The following is a 17,494-nucleotide window of genomic DNA, read 5'->3' as shown; positions in this document are numbered from 1 at the left end:
AGCTTAAACCACCCATTTTTCGCACTTCTTCAAAAACGCCTCATCTGCATCGGCTCCAATGCCAATGGTATCATCAATAGTTAAATGATACCCGTTGTAAGTAACACCGCCCACAACCGGATCTTCCAAATGGCCGAGCATACAGGTATCCATATCGAAGAATTTTACATTCGGACTGGCGTATACAAAATGCATCTGCGCGCTGGCTGCAATACGGCTCTCCAACATGCCGCCCATCATTACCGGGATGCCGAGGTCATCGCCAATATCGTGTATTTTAATGGCTTCGTTAATGCCGCCCGATTTGGCGAATTTAATGTTGATATAATGGCAGCTTTTGCTGTTGATCTGCTTGCGTGCATCGTGGTGGTTATACACGCTTTCGTCGGCCATAATTTTTACCGGCGAAAGTTCCATCAGGCGGGGTAACAGGTCATCGTACCAGGTACGCATCGGTTGCTCACAAAACTCAACATCCAGGCTGGCCATGCCCTGTAATGCTTTCACGGCGTCTTCAAAGCTCCAGCCCTGGTTAGCATCAATACGTACCTTCATTTCCGGGCCAACTGCCTGGCGTATCTTGCTTATCCGTTCGATATCGGTGTCGGCATCTTTACCTAATTTTATTTTGAGGATAGTAGCGCCCGATTGCTTCAGTTTTACCGCTTTGGCGGCCATATCATCGGGTTGGCCAATACCTATAGTAATATCTGTTTCAACGGGACGCCTGCTGCCACCTAAGTATTGGTATAAAGGTAGACCGGCATTTTTAGCAGCAATATCATATAAAGCCATATCAAAAGCGCTTTTGATGGTAGCGTTGTTGGCCGTAAAGTTGTGCAGGTCCTGCAAACGGGCGGCCATATCAAGCGGATCTTTACCCTTCCACAGTGCGGCAAATTCGCGGGCCATCAGCAGGCAGGTATCCTGTGTTTCACCTACGATCATCGGGAAGGCCGAACACTCGCCCACGCCGTAAAAACCGGCATCGGTATGCACACGTATAAAGGTATTCTGCGCAAAGGTCATGGTACCGGTGGCAATGGTGAACGGTTCCATAGCGATGCTGAAACGGTAGATATCGGTGTGTGTAATAAGCATGGGGCTAAGGTAAATTTTTATCCGTTAACCCGAAAATTATCAGCATGCCGGAGTATGTCAGCAAACGATAATATTTTTCAATTTTTTAATAACCTTTTGTTTCGTAATTCGTTATATATGTGAGGCGATAACAATAAGATATATAGCATTAAGGTCTACAACCTAACCACCTCATTTTTTTAAGAGGATCTCAATTTTATTTGTATTTTTTTTAGCGGTGGGGGCTAAAACCTCTGCCGCTTTGTGTTTGTGAGTAGAGAGTGGTGAATAGTGAATATTGGATAGGGGTATGAGTAGTAAATACTATCTTTGCCTTTAAGTAGTAAACATCGAATTTTAATTATGCCATTCACTACTCATAATTGACTACCCACCTTATGAACAAACTCAAAAACTCCACCTCGCCATATCTGCTGCAACATGCCAATAACCCGGTAAACTGGTTTCCATGGGGCGCCGAAGCATTGCAAAAAGCCAGGTTGGAGAACAAACTCATCATTGTGAGCATCGGTTACTCAGCCTGCCATTGGTGCCATGTAATGGAACACGAAAGCTTCGAGAAGGAAGACGTCGCCAAGGTAATGAACGATCATTTTGTGTGTATTAAAGTAGATAGGGAAGAACGCCCGGATATCGACCAGATATATATGAGTGCAGTTCAGTTAATGACCGGGCGTGGCGGCTGGCCGTTGAATTGTATCTGCCTGCCCGACCAGCGGCCTGTTTACGGCGGTACCTATTTCCGCAAAACTGATTGGATAAACCTGCTGAACAATCTTGCGGAGTTTTGGGAGAATAAACCTGACGAAGCGGAGGCTTATGCGGTAAGGCTTACCGAAGGCATTAAACAATACGAGAATATCGGCCTTGTAGCCGAACAGCAGGAAAACACCAGGGCCGACCTTGAAGCGGTTGTAAAACCCTGGAAACAGCTTTTTGATTATGAGTTGGGTGGGATGGGGCGCAGCCCGAAATTCCCGATGCCGAACAACTGGCAGTTTTTGCTGCGTTATGCCCACCTGATGAAAGATGAAGCCATACAGGTAATTGTTGGCCTGACGCTGGATAAGATGGCCAAAGGCGGCATTTACGATCATATCGGCGGTGGTTTTGCGCGGTATTCGGTTGATGAGCGCTGGCATGTGCCGCATTTCGAAAAAATGCTTTATGATAACGCACAGTTGATCAGCTTATATTCGGAAGCATATACCTGTATTGGTGATGAGCAATACAAAAAGGTCGTTGCCGAAACAATTGAGTTTGTCGGCCGTGAGCTTACCTCGCCCGAATTTGGCTTTTACTCGGCCCTGGATGCCGACAGCGAAGGAGTGGAGGGTAAATTTTATACTTTCGATCTGGACGAACTGGAAGAAATATTGGGCGATGATGCCGGCTTGTTTGCTATTTATTATAACGCTACGGTTGATGGGAATTGGGCCGAAGAGCATACCAATGTGTTTTTCAGGTACGATGATGACGATGTACTTGCCGAAAAACTGGGTATACCGGTTGACGCGTTGGCGGATAGGATCGTCCTGCTAAAACAAAAGGTATTTGATCATCGCGTAAAGCGGATAAGGCCGGGGTTGGATTATAAAATATTAACCTCGTGGAACGGGTTGATGCTAAAAGGTTTATGTAATGCTTACCGGGCTTTCGACGATCAGGAGTATCTTGATCTCGCACTTAAAAATGCATCGTTTATCCGGGATAATCTGATCACCCTTTCGGGCAAAGTGATACGGGTGTTTAAATCGGATGATGCAGGCGGAACGGTAGCTTTTTTGGATGATTACGCTCTGATTATTGATGCGTTTATTGCCTTGTATGAGGTGACTTTTAATGAGCAATGGCTTAAAGAAGCTAAAAAACTGACCGATGGTGCTATCGACAGATTTTATGATGCTCATTCGGGCATGTTTTTTTATACACCTGCAGATGGCGAGCAATTGATAGCCCGTAAGCTGGAGGTGATGGACAGCGTTATCCCTTCATCAAATTCGGTAATGGCACGTAACTTAAATAAACTTGGATTACTGTTTGATAATGAGCGGTATATGGAGATATCGCAACAGCAAATGCATAATGTTAAAAAGTTGATGGCCAAATATGGATCTGCGTATTCAAACTGGGCCATGCTGCTGCTTGACGATGTTGCCGGTGTGTACGAAATAGCCATAACCGGTACTGAAGCTGAGCAAAAACGAAAAGAGATAGAAAAAAACTACATCCCCAATAAAATAATGTTGGGCGGAACAAAAGGAAGTTTACCTTTGTTGACAGATAAGTTTGGCGCCGAAACCAGGATATTTGTTTGCAAGGATAAAACCTGCCGGCTGCCTGTTACAGAAACAGCCGAGGCGCTTAAGCAAATTGAGATCTGATAAAAACAAAAAGAAATGAAAATTCAACCCGAAAGCGTAGTGTCGTTAACCTACGATTTGTATGTTAAACAAGAAGACGGCTCTGAAGCATTTGTAGAGAGCGCTACGCAGGAACAACCTTTAACCTTTTTATTCGGCGTTGGCCAGATGCTGCCCAAGTTCGAAGAAAACCTGAGCACGCTGTCAACCGGCGATAACTACGAGTTCCGCCTTGCGGCTGATGAGGCCTATGGCAGTTACGATGAAGAAGCGGTGGCTAATTTACCGATCGAAATGTTTAAAGGAACCGAAATGCCCGTAATTGGCAGTGTCCTACCTTTACAGGATAATAATGGCAACCATTTCCAGGGCCAGGTAGTATCGATTGCTGAAGATGCAGTAATTGTGGACCTGAACCACCCGATGGCAGGCCAGGAGCTGCATTTTAAAGGCACTATTTTAAACGTGCGCCCGGCCACCCCCGAAGAACTGTCGCACGGCCATGCACATGGCCCCGACGGCCATCATCACCATTAATAATATTGTTACAATAATATGCCCAAAAAACCTTTTTCTAAAAACCGGAAAGGGTTTTTTTATTGTTGTTTTACTTATAATAATATGCCTAGGGCAGGACAGTAAAGGATGGTTGTATTTAAACCTTTTTCCACTTTTAGGTCTATATACCAATTATACCCAAACATCTAACCTGTCTTAATGAAACACAACTTCCGTCTCTTATTTTTTGCCGCAATATTGTGCGGAACCCAACAATTGCTACTGGCTCAAAGCAAACCCTCGCCCGCTCCCAAAACAGCGTCGTTTAAGTTGTTTTTTGAAAAGGTTTACCTGCATACCGACCGTGATTATTATGCAAGCGGCGACGACCTTTGGTTTAAAGCCTACCTGGTTAACGGCGAAAGTAACTATCCCACTTTTACCAGCAATAACCTGTATGTCGACCTCGTATCATCCGAATCGAAGATCATCAGCCGCGAAATTATCAGGTTGGATGATGGTATGGGATACGGCGATTTTAAATTAACCGACTCGATACCGGGTGGCATTTATCACCTGCGTGCCTACACCAACTGGATGCGCAACTTTGGCGATAACTTTATTTTTGATAAGCAAATCACGGTGAACAGTATTCCCGGTATCAAACCTGTGGCGGCAGTCATCAAAAAAAGCAGAAAAAATAAAGCCGCCATTGCCGGCGACGATGCAGGGAATGGCAATAAGATAAGCCTGTTTCCTGAAGGCGGTTCGATGGTTGAAGGTGTAATGGGCATTGTGGGTTTTAAGGCCGAAGATGCTTTGGGCAACGGCGTACAGGTTAACGGCACCGTACTATCATCGCAGGGCGAAACCGTAGGCAATTTTGCCAGCACAAGCCTGGGCCTTGGAAGCTTTGCGCTCATGCCGGTGGCTGGAGTAACTTATCACGTTAAAGGTAACTACAAAGATGGGACTGGGTTCGACGTTGACTTACCTGCCGCGCTTACCGAAGGATATGCCATGCACATCAAAAACAGCGATACGACCAATGTACAGGTAATCGTCAGCGCAAATCCGGCCACGTTTGCCAAACACAAGGGGCAAAGCCTCACTATCGCATCTAAACATGCCGATAAAATCGTGTCCGACGGGCAATTTGTATTGAATAACGAGCAAACGGCAATCAATATCCCCAAAGCTAAACTGCCCGCTGGGGTAAACAGTATATTATTGTACGATGAGCAAAAGCGGCCAAATTGCGAAAGGCTGGTTTACATTAACTGCAATAATGATATCCGGGTAACGGTAACATCGGATAAGAGTTCCTATAAACCGAAAGAAAAAACAATTTTGAATATCAGCGTGGTTAACGCGCAAAACCAGCCGGTAAAGGCTAACCTGTCGTTAGCTGCTGTTGACGGTAATGTTGTGCCGGCTAACGAAGGCAGCATTGCGTCGTATTTATTGCTGCAGGCAGACGTGCGTGGAAAAATCGAAAATGCGGCCCAATATTTTGATCCGGTAAATGCAAACCGTTTTAAACAACTCGATTTATTGCTGCTGACCCAGGGTTGGCGCGATTTTGTATGGAAGCGCCTGGCTGATTCGACGCTGAAATTAAGCTACCTGCCCGAGGCAGGTTTTACCATATCGGGTAAATTACGTTCAGTTTTAATCAATAAACCCATACCGGATATGAACATCACGCTGTTTGCACCCGGGGCAAAGGGCAACAAGATGTTTTTTACCAAAACTGATGATAAGGGTAAATACTTTTTAGATAATATCGAACTGTATGGCACGCAGACGCTGCACATTACATCGCGTGATGACAAAGGGAAAAAATCTGGCTGGGTGTTTTTAGATACGATCGGCCATGACCCGGTTCCGGCGCCGCAAATCCCGGTCATTGAACAGGAACCCTCAGATGCTTTAGCTGCCTTTAACGCAGCAAGTAAAACGAGGCAAAACAACGCCCGCAGGTTTAGGGTTGCCGATGGCGTAACCTTAAATGAGGTTGTGATTAAGGATGTGCATAAAACCATCGTATCGTACAACGGCGAAACGCTGAGTACCTTTGGATATCCTGAGTATAATAACACCATTACGGCCGCCGACTATAAATACAAGGACCTTGAAGACTACCTGGTTCACAAAATACCCGGCGCGCAAACCAACAACGATGCTGCACAAGGCATTGTGTTTCATTTTGGGGGAAAACCGGTAGTACCACGTTTAACTGTAGATAAAAAAGAAGATATATTTGAGCGCCTGGATTATTATTCGCTCAGCATGGACCAGGTGATCTCTGTAAAAGTTGATCATTACGTTAACGGTGCAGGTGGAGATGTGATCTATATCTATCTTACCTTAAAGCCAACTGCTTTTGATAAAAAGGAGTTTAATATTCTGAACACTGAAGTTACCGGTTATTACAGTGCGCGTACCTTTTATTCGCCTAACTATGAGTATCCGTCAAACAAAGCCGATCAGCGCACAACAATCTACTGGGAACCGATGATCACGACCGACGCTAACGGAAAAGCTTCAGTAAGCTACTACAACGCCGACCCGAAGTCAAAAATCAGGGTTGTTGTTGAAGGCCTGACCGAAAAAGGTGTACCGGTAGTTTCAACCAGCGGATATAACGTCAATCAATAAATTTTAATCAATGAACCTTAAAAACGTGGTCGGGCCAACATTAAGCTTTATCCTGATTTTGCTTGCAACGACAGGTATAGCGCAGCAGGTTGCTACACCACCGGTAAAGCAAGCCCCACCCACAAAACTTTTGTTTGAAAAGGTTTACCTGCATACCGACCGCGATTACTATAGCGCCAATGATGACGTCTGGTTCAAAGCCTACCTGGTAGATGCGCAGACTAATCAACTGGTCAATTCGAGCAATAACCTCCATGTCGAACTGTTAACGCCTCAGGGCCAGGTTTTTGATAACGAGGTTGTTTATCTGAAAAACGGTACAGGGACCGGTGATTTTAAGTTGACCGATTCGATACCGGCCGGGAACTATCGTTTGCGGGCTTACACCAACTGGCAGCTCAATTTCGGCAGCAGCTTTATTTTTGAGAAGAATCTCATCGTTTATAACAGGAAAGTGAATGAAAGGCCGATAACAATTAACGCATCCGGTAAAAAACTACCCGTTATTCCACCGGCGCTAAAGCAAAACGGCGGGCCGGTTATCCGCTTCTTCCCCGAAGGCGGTTCGATGGTGGAAAATGTGGCCGGCCTGGTGGCGTTTAAGGCCGAAGATCCGAGTGGTAAAACTGTTGCGGTTAAAGGTAATTTGGTATCATCGACAGGGGATACGCTGAGCCGTTTTGAAAGTGTATCACAGGGTATGGGCAGTTTTGTATTTATCCCGGAGCCCAACAAAACCTACACTGTTAAAGGTGTTTTTAATGGGAAAAGGCCGTTCAGTGCCCAATTACCGGCCGCTTTGCCTAAAGGCTATGTACTGCATGTAAGCAATGCCGACTCGGCGCACCTTCGTATCACCATCAGCACAAATGAAGCTACAATGGCCGAGAACCCCGATAAGGAAGTAACCTTTATGGCCAGGCATGCGGGCGTACGTTTTTTGAACAGCCCCATCAAATTCGTGTTCCTTCAGATCAATGCTACCGTGCCTAAAAACAAATTTCCGGCGGGCATTTCGAGTGTTACCATTTATGATAAGCAGTTAAAACCGCAGTGCGAACGCCTGGTTTATGTGCCCGATTCGACATCGGCGAAAGCCATCATTATTAAGACAGATAAGAAACAATACAATTCGAGGGAAAAAGTTACCGTAAGTATAAATACGGCAGCGGCTACAGAGCCTGTTCGTGCCAATCTGTCGATGGCGGTGGTAGATGCCAATGCTATCCCGGTGAGCGAGGGAGATATCGCTTCGTACCTGATGCTGCAATCGGAAGTTAAAGGCCCTATAGAACATCCGGAGGTATATTTTGATCAAAACAATCCCAACCGGTTTAAACAATTGGATTTGTTGCTGATGACGCAGGGCTGGCGCGATTTTGTATGGCGCCGCTTAGCCGATGACGGCATTCGCATTACTCAACCTGTCGAAAACGGATTCACGGTATCAGGCAGCCTGAGGCAAAAATTTGCCAATAAGCCTATACCCAATGCCAATGTTTCGTTAACCGTGAAAGGAGAGGTAATCAGCCAGCAATATATGGCTAAAACGGATAATGCCGGTAAATATGTTTTTAACAGTATACCGATCGTAGGCAGCAAAGAAGTAACTCTCGCGTCCTTCGATAATAAAAAGAAGAAGTTGGGCTGGCTGCAACTGGATTCGCTAAATGGTAGCCAGCCGCCGGTTACAGCAATTCCTGAATATACCGGCGACCCGGAACAAGAGGCCGTATTTGAGAAAACGGCTGCAAACAATTGGGGCGCAAGGGTAAAGCTTTCGGATACGGTAAAATTGCATGAGGTGAAGATTAAAGCCAATAATTATTACCAGTTGATGGACCAGACCACCACCAAATTTGGCTACCCGGATTTTAAGTACGATATCACCTCGAAATACTATTCCTACAACTCACTGCGCGACTTTTTACTGCACGAAGTACCCGGTGCGCGCAGTAATGACCAGGACTCAGTCGTGTTTAAAGGTGTAAGGTTCGACCCGAACAGGAATGCGGATAAAAGCGTTTGGATAGAACCCCGCATGATTGTTAACGGCAGGGAAGATGCCGACGATGTGAACAATGGCATGTACCTCAATCTACCGATGGACGCGATCAATAAAGTGTTGGTACGCCATGTATTGGGTTCCACGCTTATGGCAGCGAACAATAACGGTGATATGCGTACAGGTTCGGGCGGCGATGTTTTCCTGATCTTTCTGGATATTAAACCGACAGCCTTTGATAAGGTAGAGTATAACACCATCGATACCCACCTGGAGGGCTACTACCAGGCACGTACCTTTTATAAGCCTTTATATGATGGCAAATCCGACCTGAAAACAATAGATAACCGCACCACCATACACTGGGAACCAAACATTATAACCAACGGACTTGGCGAAGCGACTGTTAGTTTTTACAATGCCGACCCAAAAACTAAAGTAAGGTTAGTGGTTGAGGGTGTTACAGATAAAGGTGTGCCGGTGAGCGGCATGGTAAGTTATGTTGTGAAGTAGACTTCAATCCATTGAAAGGAGAGGAGCCTAAATATTATAATGACTGATGATATCCGCCGGTACCTTGGCCGACTTACCTGTTTGCATATCGATCATCACAAAATCAAACCAGCCATCGGCGCAGGTTTTATTGCTCGCTTTGCTGTTGATGGTAAAACGAACCCGGCAACCATTTTCGTTGATACTTTCGATGCCTGTGCGGACCACGAAATACTCACCCATCGTTAAGGCGCGCTTGTAGTTAATGTGTACCGATTTTACCAGCCAGCCGTAACCTTTCTGTAAAAAGCTTTCGAGGCTCATGCCGTAAAACCTGTCCATTTGCTCGTAACGCGCGGCAAGTACATAATCGAGATACTTGCTGTTATGTACGTGCCGGTACATGTCAATATCATCGGGGCGTACACGGTGTTCGGTTTCGAAGGTCTGGTACATAGTTTCTGAATTAAAAAGTTAAAAGTAAAAATTCAAAGCTAAAATATGCCTGTGGGTAATTATCCAATAGCCATGATTTTGAATTCTGTTTTCTGAATTTTAACTTATCATAAAAAACACTATCTTTGCGCCACAATTAACAAAAGTATTAACGCTTTAATATTATTCAAGTAATGTATTTAAGTACTGAATGGAAATCAGAGATTTTCGAAAAACATGGTGGCGCTGCCACTAACACAGGTTCGGCAGAAGCACAGGTTGCATTATTCACCAGCCGTATTGCACACTTAACCGGTCACCTGAAAAAAAACAAGAAAGACTTTTCAACCCAATTGTCTCTTCAAAAATTAGTAGGTAAACGCCGTGCATTATTAGCTTACCTGTACAAAAAAGATATTAACAGGTATCGTGCCATTATCAAAGCTCTTGAGCTGCGCGATATCATCAAGTAAATATTTTGCACATTCAACAAAAAGCCGTCGCATTTGCCGATGGCTTTTTTAATTTTGTCCGAATAATAAATACACAATAAAAATCGCCGTGCTCCGAAAGATGAAAAGTATGGCACAAACAAAAAAAGATGAGTTTAAACGTAATTAAAAAGGTTATCGATTTAGGTGACGGCCGCACCATTGAGATCGAAACAGGAAAACTGGCCAAACAAGCCGATGGTTCGGTTGTGGTAAAAATGGGCGACACCATGTTGCTTGCAACCGTAGTATCTACCCCCGAAGCAAAAGAAGGTGTTGATTTTTTACCTCTTTCTGTTGATTATCAGGAAAAATATGCTGCTACCGGTCGTATCCCCGGTGGATTTTTACGCCGCGAGGCCCGTTTATCAGACTATGAGGTGTTGATCTCGCGTTTGGTTGACCGTGCATTGCGCCCGATGTTCCCTGATGATTACCATGCTGATACGCAAGTAATGATCTCGCTGATATCGGCAGATAAAAACATAATGCCTGACTGCTTAGCAGGTTTAGCTGCATCGGCGGCACTAGCTTGTTCCGATATCCCGTTCAACGGCCCTATATCAGAAGTACGTGTAGCTAAAATTGATGGTAAACTGGTGATCAACCCAACTTTAAGCGAGTTAGAGAAAGCCACTTTAGAGTTTATAGTTGCAGGCAGCGAGCACGACATCAACATGGTTGAAGGCGAAAGCGCCGAGATTCAGGAAGCTGAATTGGTTGAGGCCATCAAATTTGCCCATGCTGCAATTAAAGTACAATGCCTTGTTCAGAAAGAATTAACCGCAGAGCTTGGTAAAACCGAAAAACGTGTTTACAGCCATGAGCATAGCAACGAAGAGCTTAAAAAAGCTATCTACGCCGCAACCTACGATAAGGTGTACGCTGTAGCAAGCTCAGCATCTGCTAAGGATGAGCGCGCCGCTAAGTTTAAAGAAGTTAGAGATACTTATATCGAAACCTTAGGCGAGATCGATGATATCACCAAAGGATTAGCTAAAAAATACTACCACGATGTTGAGTATGATGCTATCCGCAACCTTGTTTTAGACGAGGGCAAACGTTTAGATGGCCGTACCACCACGCAAATCCGTCCTATCTGGAGCGAAGTTGGTTATTTACCGGCTGCTCACGGTTCGGCAGTGTTTACCCGTGGCGAAACGCAATCATTAACATCGGTTACCTTAGGTGCTAAGGATGATGAGCAGATGATTGATGGTGCCTTCATCAATGGTTACCAAAAGTTCATGTTGCATTACAATTTTCCTGGTTTCTCAACCGGCGAGGTTCGCCCGAACAGGGGAGCGGGCCGCCGCGAGATCGGTCACGGCAACCTGGCGCAGCGTTCGTTAAAACGTGTATTACCATCAGAAGATGAAAACCCTTATACTATCCGCGTAGTTTCTGATATCCTTGAATCAAACGGATCATCATCAATGGCTACGGTTTGTGCCGGTACATTAGCCTTGATGGATGCCGGTGTTAAAATCAGTAACCCGGTATCGGGTATCGCAATGGGATTGATCACCAACGAAATGGGCACCAAATATGCTATCCTTTCGGATATCCTGGGCGATGAAGATCACTTAGGCGATATGGACTTTAAAGTAACCGGCACCAAAAACGGTATCGTAGCCGTTCAGATGGACTTGAAAATCAATGGTTTATCTTACGAAGTGTTAGCTAAAGCTTTAGATCAGGCTAAAGAAGGCCGTTTGCATATCCTTGGCGAAATGGCTAAAACCATTACCGCACCACGCGAAGATTACAAACCACACGCTCCGCGTATTATTACCCTTAAAATCGATAAAGAGTTTATCGGTGCTGTTATCGGTCCCGGTGGTAAAATCATCCAGGAAATGCAGCGCGAAACCGGTGCGACCATCTCTATCGAAGAAAAAGATAACCAGGGTATCGTACAGGTATTTGCCGATAATAAAGCTTCTATTGATGCTGCCGTTAGTCGTATTCGTGCTATCGCTGCTAAACCAGAAGTTGGCGAGATCTATCAGGGTAAGGTTAAATCGATCATGCCGTTCGGTGCATTTGTTGAGATTATGCCTGGTAAAGATGGCTTACTGCACATTTCTGAGATCGATCACCGCCGTATTGAAAACATGGACGGCATCTTCGAGATTGGCGAAGAAGTACGCGTTAAATTATTAGATGTTGATAAACAAGGCAAGCTGAAACTTTCGCGCAAAGCTTTATTGCCAAAGCCCGAAAAACCGGCGGCTAATGCCTGAGTTTTTAATGATAATTGATAGTAGAGGCCCTCAAGTTTTGAGGGCCTCTTTTGTATTTGGATATAATGATATATTGTCGCTATTTTAGAAAGGTTTTTAATGAATATTTAAATTGGCAAAAACAAAAGTGTCGGCTTGATGTTTAAAAAGCGTGAAGTTGTTTTTTGCCCCAAGTGTAAAGTACGATTTAAACATTTCTGAGCCTGTTTATATTACATGATACCTCCGCCTAATAGTCCTTTAGATTTTTTAGATAACTCACCTAATAATAGCGGCGGGACAGCCCAGGGCGACAGTACCGATTTAATACAGGATTTGCTTTATGAGATCATCAGGGTAAAAGAGCTGATCAAGTACTATGACAATATCCCGAACGGGGCAGGGCTGCTGGGGGCGTCGATACTCACCGAACTGGTTGCCGAAGCTTATAAATCGTTGGTTGACTATGATCCGGTACTCATGAAAAAATACTACGATCTGTTACAAAACTGCGATTAACGCTGAATACTTAACACTTAGCCGAAAGAAAATATTTTGTAAGTTTGGGGCATGAATCACCTGGTTTCGCCCTCTGTTTTAACCGCCAACTTTGCCAATCTGAAACAAGAAATTGAGATGCTGAACAGCAGCAATGCCGATTGGATGCATGTTGATGTGATGGATGGCATGTTTGTACCCAATATTTCTTTCGGTTTCCCGGTTATCCGTTCTATTAAACAATATGCCCAAAAACCACTGGATGTGCATCTGATGATCGTCGACCCGGACAGGTACCTTGAGGATTTTAAAGATGCCGGTGCTGATGGCATCACTGTTCACCTGGAGGCCTGCACGCATTTAAACCGGACCGTGCAACGCATCAAAGAGTTAGGCTGCAGGGCAGGGGTAGCCATTAATCCGCATACGCCTGTAACATTATTGGCTGATATTATTGCCGATGTCGACCTGATACTGGTCATGTCGGTAAACCCCGGCTTCGGCGGGCAGAAATTTATACAGAACACCTATAAAAAGATACGCGAAGTTAAAGAGTTAAGCAAAGAGGTTAATTCAGATCTTTTTATTGAGATTGACGGCGGCGTAGATCTATCTAACGCAGCCAGGTTGATACAAGCCGGGGCCAATGTGCTGGTTGCCGGTAATGCGGTATTTGCATCGCCCGATCCCCTTGAAGTTATATCACAACTCAAAAAAGCAGGAAGCTGATACCTTAAGATAGATTCATCAATACAGTGTCGATTTTTTTTAAATATTAGCTGCAATCAATTCCAAATTATATAACTTAGCGGCGTAAATTTTAACATCTTAATAAAAATAATCCTAAGTTTTTTTTAAATACATAATATATAAATCCTATAGTCTAAACAGTATAAAAATAAAAGTGATCTTCAAATCACCTTATAATTAACTTACAAATGAAACATAATTTTGGCGCCGGACCCGGCATTTTACCTCACGAAGTACTAAAGCAAGCGGCTGAGGGCGTATTGGATTTAAACGGAATTGGACTATCAATTTTAGAGATATCACACCGGTCGGCCGAGTTTGAAGCCATATTAAACGAGGCCGTGAGTTTGGTAAAAGAGCTGTTTAATGTTCCGGCCGGTTATTCAGTTTTGTTTTTGCAAGGAGGTGCCAGCACACAGTTTGCCATGGTGCCTTACAACCTGTTACCATCGGATGGTAAAGCAGCTTATCTGGATAGCGGAGTTTGGGCAAGTAAGGCCATTAAAGAAGCAAAATACTTTGGCGAACCTGTCGTGGTAGCTACCGGTAAAGAAAACAATTACCGCAGCATCCCTACGGATTATGAGATACCTGCCGATGCTGCTTATTTTCACATCACCTCAAACAATACCATTTACGGTACACAATTACAGCAGTTCCCGAAATCGCCGGTACCGCTAATTTGTGATATGTCGTCGGATATCTTTAGCCGTGTGGTAAACGTGGCCGATTTTGGTTTGATCTACGCAGGCGCGCAAAAAAACATGGGCCCGGCTGGTACCACTTTGGTGATTGTTAAAGATGAGATATTGGGCAAGACCGACCGCAAGATACCTGCCATGTTTAATTATCAAACGCAAATTGAAGGTGGTTCGATGTACAATACACCTCCGTGCTTTGCCATTTATGTATCCATGCTTACCCTGCGCTGGTTAAAGGCCAAGGGTGGTGTAGCTGCTATAGAAAAAGAAAACAACGCAAAAGCTGCTGCTTTGTACACTGAGATCGATCGTAACCCATTCTTCAAAGGTGTATGCGTGCCGGAAGACCGCTCAAAAATGAATGTTTGTTTTCTGACTGAAAACCCGGATCACGAAAAACCTTTCCTGAAACTGTGCGATGAACGAGGTATTGTTGGCGTAAAAGGTCATCGCAGTGCAGGCGGTTTCCGTGCTTCAATATACAATGCTTTGCCAATTACAAGCGTTTATGCATTGATCGACGCAATGCAGGAATTTGCCGAAAAAAACAAATAAATACCACTTCTTCATAAAACTAAAAATGAAAATATTAGCTAATGATGGTATCGATCCGGCTGGTAAAGCTTTACTGGAAGCTGCCGGTTTTATAATTGATACCAACAATATCCCGCAGGACGAACTACCTGCTCGTTTAAATGAATACGACGCCATTACCGTTCGTAGCGCGACAAAAGTACGCAAAGCCCTGATTGACGCCTGCCCTAATATTAAGCTGATTGGCAGGGGAGGCGTAGGTGTCGATAATATCGACGTTGAATATGCCAAAGAAAAAGGTGTAGCCGTATTTAATACTCCGGCATCGTCATCTTTATCAGTTGCCGAACTGGTATTCGGTCACCTGTTTACCGGTGTTCGTTTCTTGCACGATAGTAACCGCAAAATGCCTGTTGAAGGTGCTGCCAAATTCAACGATCTGAAAAAGGCTTATGCTAAAGGTATTGAGTTGGGCGGTAAAACGATCGGTATATTAGGTTTTGGGCGTATCGGCCGCGAAGTAGCTAAAATGGCTATCGGCTTAGGCATGGATGTTTTAGCATTTGACGTTTACGACTTTAGCCCCGAAGTTGAGTTAGCCCTTGGTGGTGGTTTGAAAGTTAAAGCCTCGGTAAAAAAAGCAAGCAAAGAAGAGATCATCAAATCGGCCGATTTTATTACTCTGCATACACCATTTATTGATAAACCGATTTTAGGTGCTGAAGAGTTTGCCGAAGTGAAAAAGGGGGTTGGTATTGTAAACTGCTCGCGCGGCGGCCTGATCGACGAATTGGCTTTGATCGATGCATTAAACAGTGGCAAAGTAAGTTTTGCCGGTTTGGACGTTTACGATAACGAACCGACGCCGCGCCAGGAAATATTGAGCCATCCAAAGATATCGTTAACACCGCACATTGGTGCGGCAACCAACGAAGCACAGGAGCGCATCGGTGTTGAGCTGGCCAATCTGATTATCGGTTACTTTAAGAAGTAATAACAACAAAGCATAAAAAGGTTACCAAAATTGCAGAGGGTACTGAAAAAGTCCGGGTAAATTCGAGGAAAAGAAAGGGGTTGTTTCATAAGCATGAACAACCCCTTTTTCTTGTCTTGTAGAACTCAATCAATTTGTCGAGAGATAAAACGAACCTTCGATCGGAACATAGTTGTTATCGAAGTTATTATCTGCCAAGCCATAAAATGTGCCTTTTATTGTACCTAAAACAGCAACAACGCTGAAACTTGTTATTACTGTTTTACCACCGGCCATGGCAACAAAGTCGTCGCCCGCGGCATCCTGAATGCTCAATTTACTCATGTTAAATGTACCTACTGAAGCACCATCACAGGTAAGGTTTACAGAATCAGAACCCTGATAAAAATTCATGAAAGTTGTGGGCCCTAATGAGCCTGAACCAGGTGTGCTTGCAAATGCATTCATTGCATTTGTAAGAGTGATGGTAGTTGTTTTACCATTTATTTTATAGATAAATGTGTTTTTTGCACCGATAGGCACTGAACTGGATGTTGGCATGGCCGGCGTTGAACTACCGCCGCCAGAGCCCGACCCGGAACCACTTCCAGATCCAGATCCGCTTCCAGCCCCTGAGCCGGAACCGCTACCAGATCCACTTCCAGACCCTGAACCAGACCCACTGCTGCCACTTCCACCGGAAGTTTTGGTGCTCCCGCCTGTCGGGTCAATAGGATGTCCTGGTATTTTTTCGCACGAACTGAGGATAGTGCCGCAAAGGAATAAAGATAAAACACAATAAATAAAGCTAAGTGGTAGTTGTTTCTTCATACTGGTATTTATAGCAATAAAGTTAATATAATTTAATAATTTTAAAGAATCAAGCTCACAAATGGATTGTATCCGGTTGCTATGGTTGCTAAAGGTAGACGATTATCCGGGCAAGGAACGCAGATGTATCGAAATGGCTAATACTTGTACTGGCTTACTTTGATGATAATAACAAGAAAATGCCGCGGCGTATTCTGAGCTTTTAATTTGTAAACCGGAAGACTGTCTTACTGCTGAGTGAGGTTAAACGAACCAGCAACGCGTACAGAATCTGAAGCGTAGCTATTTACATAAGCATATCCATCAAATGTACCTTTTAATACCAATACATTGTTTTGCATAGCCTCCGTAGTAACGGTCACTTTTTCTGTTCCTGTAAGGAATTTATTCCCCGAAAGTAAATCTAACGAGATCTTTACCTCCGATTTTTGCGTGCCGGGCGATAAAGAATAATACATAATTTGAAAATCATTCAATCCACCTATTCCCGATTTTGCACTAACAATGGGATGTGTCAGATTAAGAGGAGGACTAACGGTAACGATCTGAATATTATAATCCTGAGCTGTCCACGTATAGGTAGTATCGTTGTTTATTCTAAAAATAACCGTATTTGTAGCACCAATAGCTATCGGTCCGCTACCTCCGCCAGGTACCATGGTAGATGCGCCACCAGAACCTCCGCTGCCGCCTGATGAACTACCACCGCCTGAACTGGATGATCCGCTGCTGCTTCCTGTACTTCCGCCATTGGCGCCTCCTGAAGGTACAACAGTATGCCCGGGTATTTTTTCGCACGAACTAAGAATAATACCGCAAAGGAATAGAGGTAAAACGAAACAGATAAGGCTAAGTGATAATTGCTTTTTCATATTAATCTGCAACAGCTAAATTATTAGCTATAAAGATAATATAAATTAAACAATACGAAAAAAG

The 17,494-nt window shown here is 44.2% G+C and carries 14 protein-coding genes; 10 read left to right on the top strand and 4 right to left on the bottom strand.

Annotated features, from left to right (window positions below; genetic code table 11):
* Window positions 1–3 precede the first annotated feature (3 nt).
* Window positions 4–1,101 (bottom strand): mandelate racemase/muconate lactonizing enzyme family protein, encoded by a 1,098-nt coding sequence (locus BEL04_RS04140; RefSeq protein WP_066000538.1) that lies wholly within the window; start codon window positions 1,099–1,101, stop codon window positions 4–6.
* Between the two features lie 377 nt (window positions 1,102–1,478).
* On the opposite strand from BEL04_RS04140, the gene BEL04_RS04135 reads away from it, so the two are divergent.
* The 4 genes from BEL04_RS04135 to BEL04_RS04120 all read left to right on the top strand — a co-directional run bounded on the left by BEL04_RS04135 (window position 1,479) and on the right by BEL04_RS04120 (window position 9,141).
* Window positions 1,479–3,485 carry a thioredoxin domain-containing protein gene (locus BEL04_RS04135; protein ID WP_066000535.1) on the top strand — a complete coding sequence of 669 codons (2,007 nt, stop codon included), beginning with the start codon at window positions 1,479–1,481 and terminating at the stop codon, window positions 3,483–3,485.
* A 15-nt stretch (window positions 3,486–3,500) separates the two neighbouring features.
* Entirely contained in the window at window positions 3,501–4,001 is a 501-nt protein-coding gene (locus BEL04_RS04130; RefSeq protein ID WP_066000533.1) for a peptidylprolyl isomerase, read from the top strand.
* A gap of 180 nt (window positions 4,002–4,181) precedes the next feature.
* Window positions 4,182–6,623, top strand: a complete 2,442-nt coding sequence (locus tag BEL04_RS04125) for a hypothetical protein (protein WP_139112912.1) — start codon at window positions 4,182–4,184, stop codon at window positions 6,621–6,623.
* Between the two features lie 10 nt (window positions 6,624–6,633).
* Window positions 6,634–9,141 carry an MG2 domain-containing protein gene (locus BEL04_RS04120; RefSeq protein WP_066000526.1) on the top strand — a complete coding sequence of 836 codons (2,508 nt, stop codon included), beginning with the start codon at window positions 6,634–6,636 and terminating at the stop codon, window positions 9,139–9,141.
* Between the two features lie 27 nt (window positions 9,142–9,168).
* On the opposite strand, the gene BEL04_RS04115 is transcribed toward BEL04_RS04120, so the two are convergent.
* Complete coding sequence (locus BEL04_RS04115; protein WP_066000524.1) at window positions 9,169–9,576, bottom strand: thioesterase family protein; 408 nt, start codon at window positions 9,574–9,576, stop codon at window positions 9,169–9,171.
* 173 nt (window positions 9,577–9,749) lie between these two features.
* On the opposite strand from BEL04_RS04115, the gene rpsO reads away from it, so the two are divergent.
* The 6 genes from rpsO to BEL04_RS04085 all read left to right on the top strand — a co-directional run bounded on the left by rpsO (window position 9,750) and on the right by BEL04_RS04085 (window position 15,748).
* Window positions 9,750–10,028: a 30S ribosomal protein S15 gene (gene rpsO / locus BEL04_RS04110; RefSeq protein ID WP_066000522.1), complete on the top strand. Its 279-nt coding sequence runs from the start codon at window positions 9,750–9,752 to the stop codon at window positions 10,026–10,028.
* A 128-nt stretch (window positions 10,029–10,156) separates the two neighbouring features.
* A complete protein-coding gene (pnp, locus tag BEL04_RS04105) occupies window positions 10,157–12,292 on the top strand; it encodes a polyribonucleotide nucleotidyltransferase (RefSeq protein WP_066000517.1) in 2,136 nt (711 codons plus the stop codon).
* Between the two features lie 216 nt (window positions 12,293–12,508).
* Complete coding sequence (locus BEL04_RS04100; protein WP_066000509.1) at window positions 12,509–12,790, top strand: hypothetical protein; 282 nt, start codon at window positions 12,509–12,511, stop codon at window positions 12,788–12,790.
* A gap of 51 nt (window positions 12,791–12,841) precedes the next feature.
* Window positions 12,842–13,498, top strand: coding sequence for a ribulose-phosphate 3-epimerase (gene rpe / locus BEL04_RS04095; RefSeq protein WP_066000507.1), 657 nt, complete (start codon window positions 12,842–12,844; stop codon window positions 13,496–13,498).
* A 209-nt stretch (window positions 13,499–13,707) separates the two neighbouring features.
* Entirely contained in the window at window positions 13,708–14,775 is a 1,068-nt protein-coding gene (gene serC / locus BEL04_RS04090) for a 3-phosphoserine/phosphohydroxythreonine transaminase (protein WP_066000505.1), read from the top strand.
* 25 nt (window positions 14,776–14,800) lie between these two features.
* Window positions 14,801–15,748: a D-2-hydroxyacid dehydrogenase gene (locus BEL04_RS04085; RefSeq protein ID WP_066003435.1), complete on the top strand. Its 948-nt coding sequence runs from the start codon at window positions 14,801–14,803 to the stop codon at window positions 15,746–15,748.
* A 129-nt stretch (window positions 15,749–15,877) separates the two neighbouring features.
* Here BEL04_RS04085 and BEL04_RS24160 read toward each other — a convergent pair whose 3' ends face one another.
* Both BEL04_RS24160 and BEL04_RS23805 read right to left on the bottom strand, forming a co-directional pair.
* Entirely contained in the window at window positions 15,878–16,558 is a 681-nt protein-coding gene (locus BEL04_RS24160) for a hypothetical protein (RefSeq protein WP_175403995.1), read from the bottom strand.
* Window positions 16,559–16,785: 227 nt separating this feature from the next.
* Window positions 16,786–17,430 (bottom strand): hypothetical protein, encoded by a 645-nt coding sequence (locus BEL04_RS23805; RefSeq protein ID WP_083227749.1) that lies wholly within the window; start codon window positions 17,428–17,430, stop codon window positions 16,786–16,788.
* Window positions 17,431–17,494: the final 64 nt, after the last annotated feature.

The sequence above is a fragment of the Mucilaginibacter sp. PPCGB 2223 genome (assembly GCF_001705515.1).
Classification (GTDB): domain Bacteria; phylum Bacteroidota; class Bacteroidia; order Sphingobacteriales; family Sphingobacteriaceae; genus Mucilaginibacter.
The sequence above is the reverse complement of the archived record's forward strand: the minus strand, read 5'-3'. Positions and strand labels throughout refer to the sequence as shown.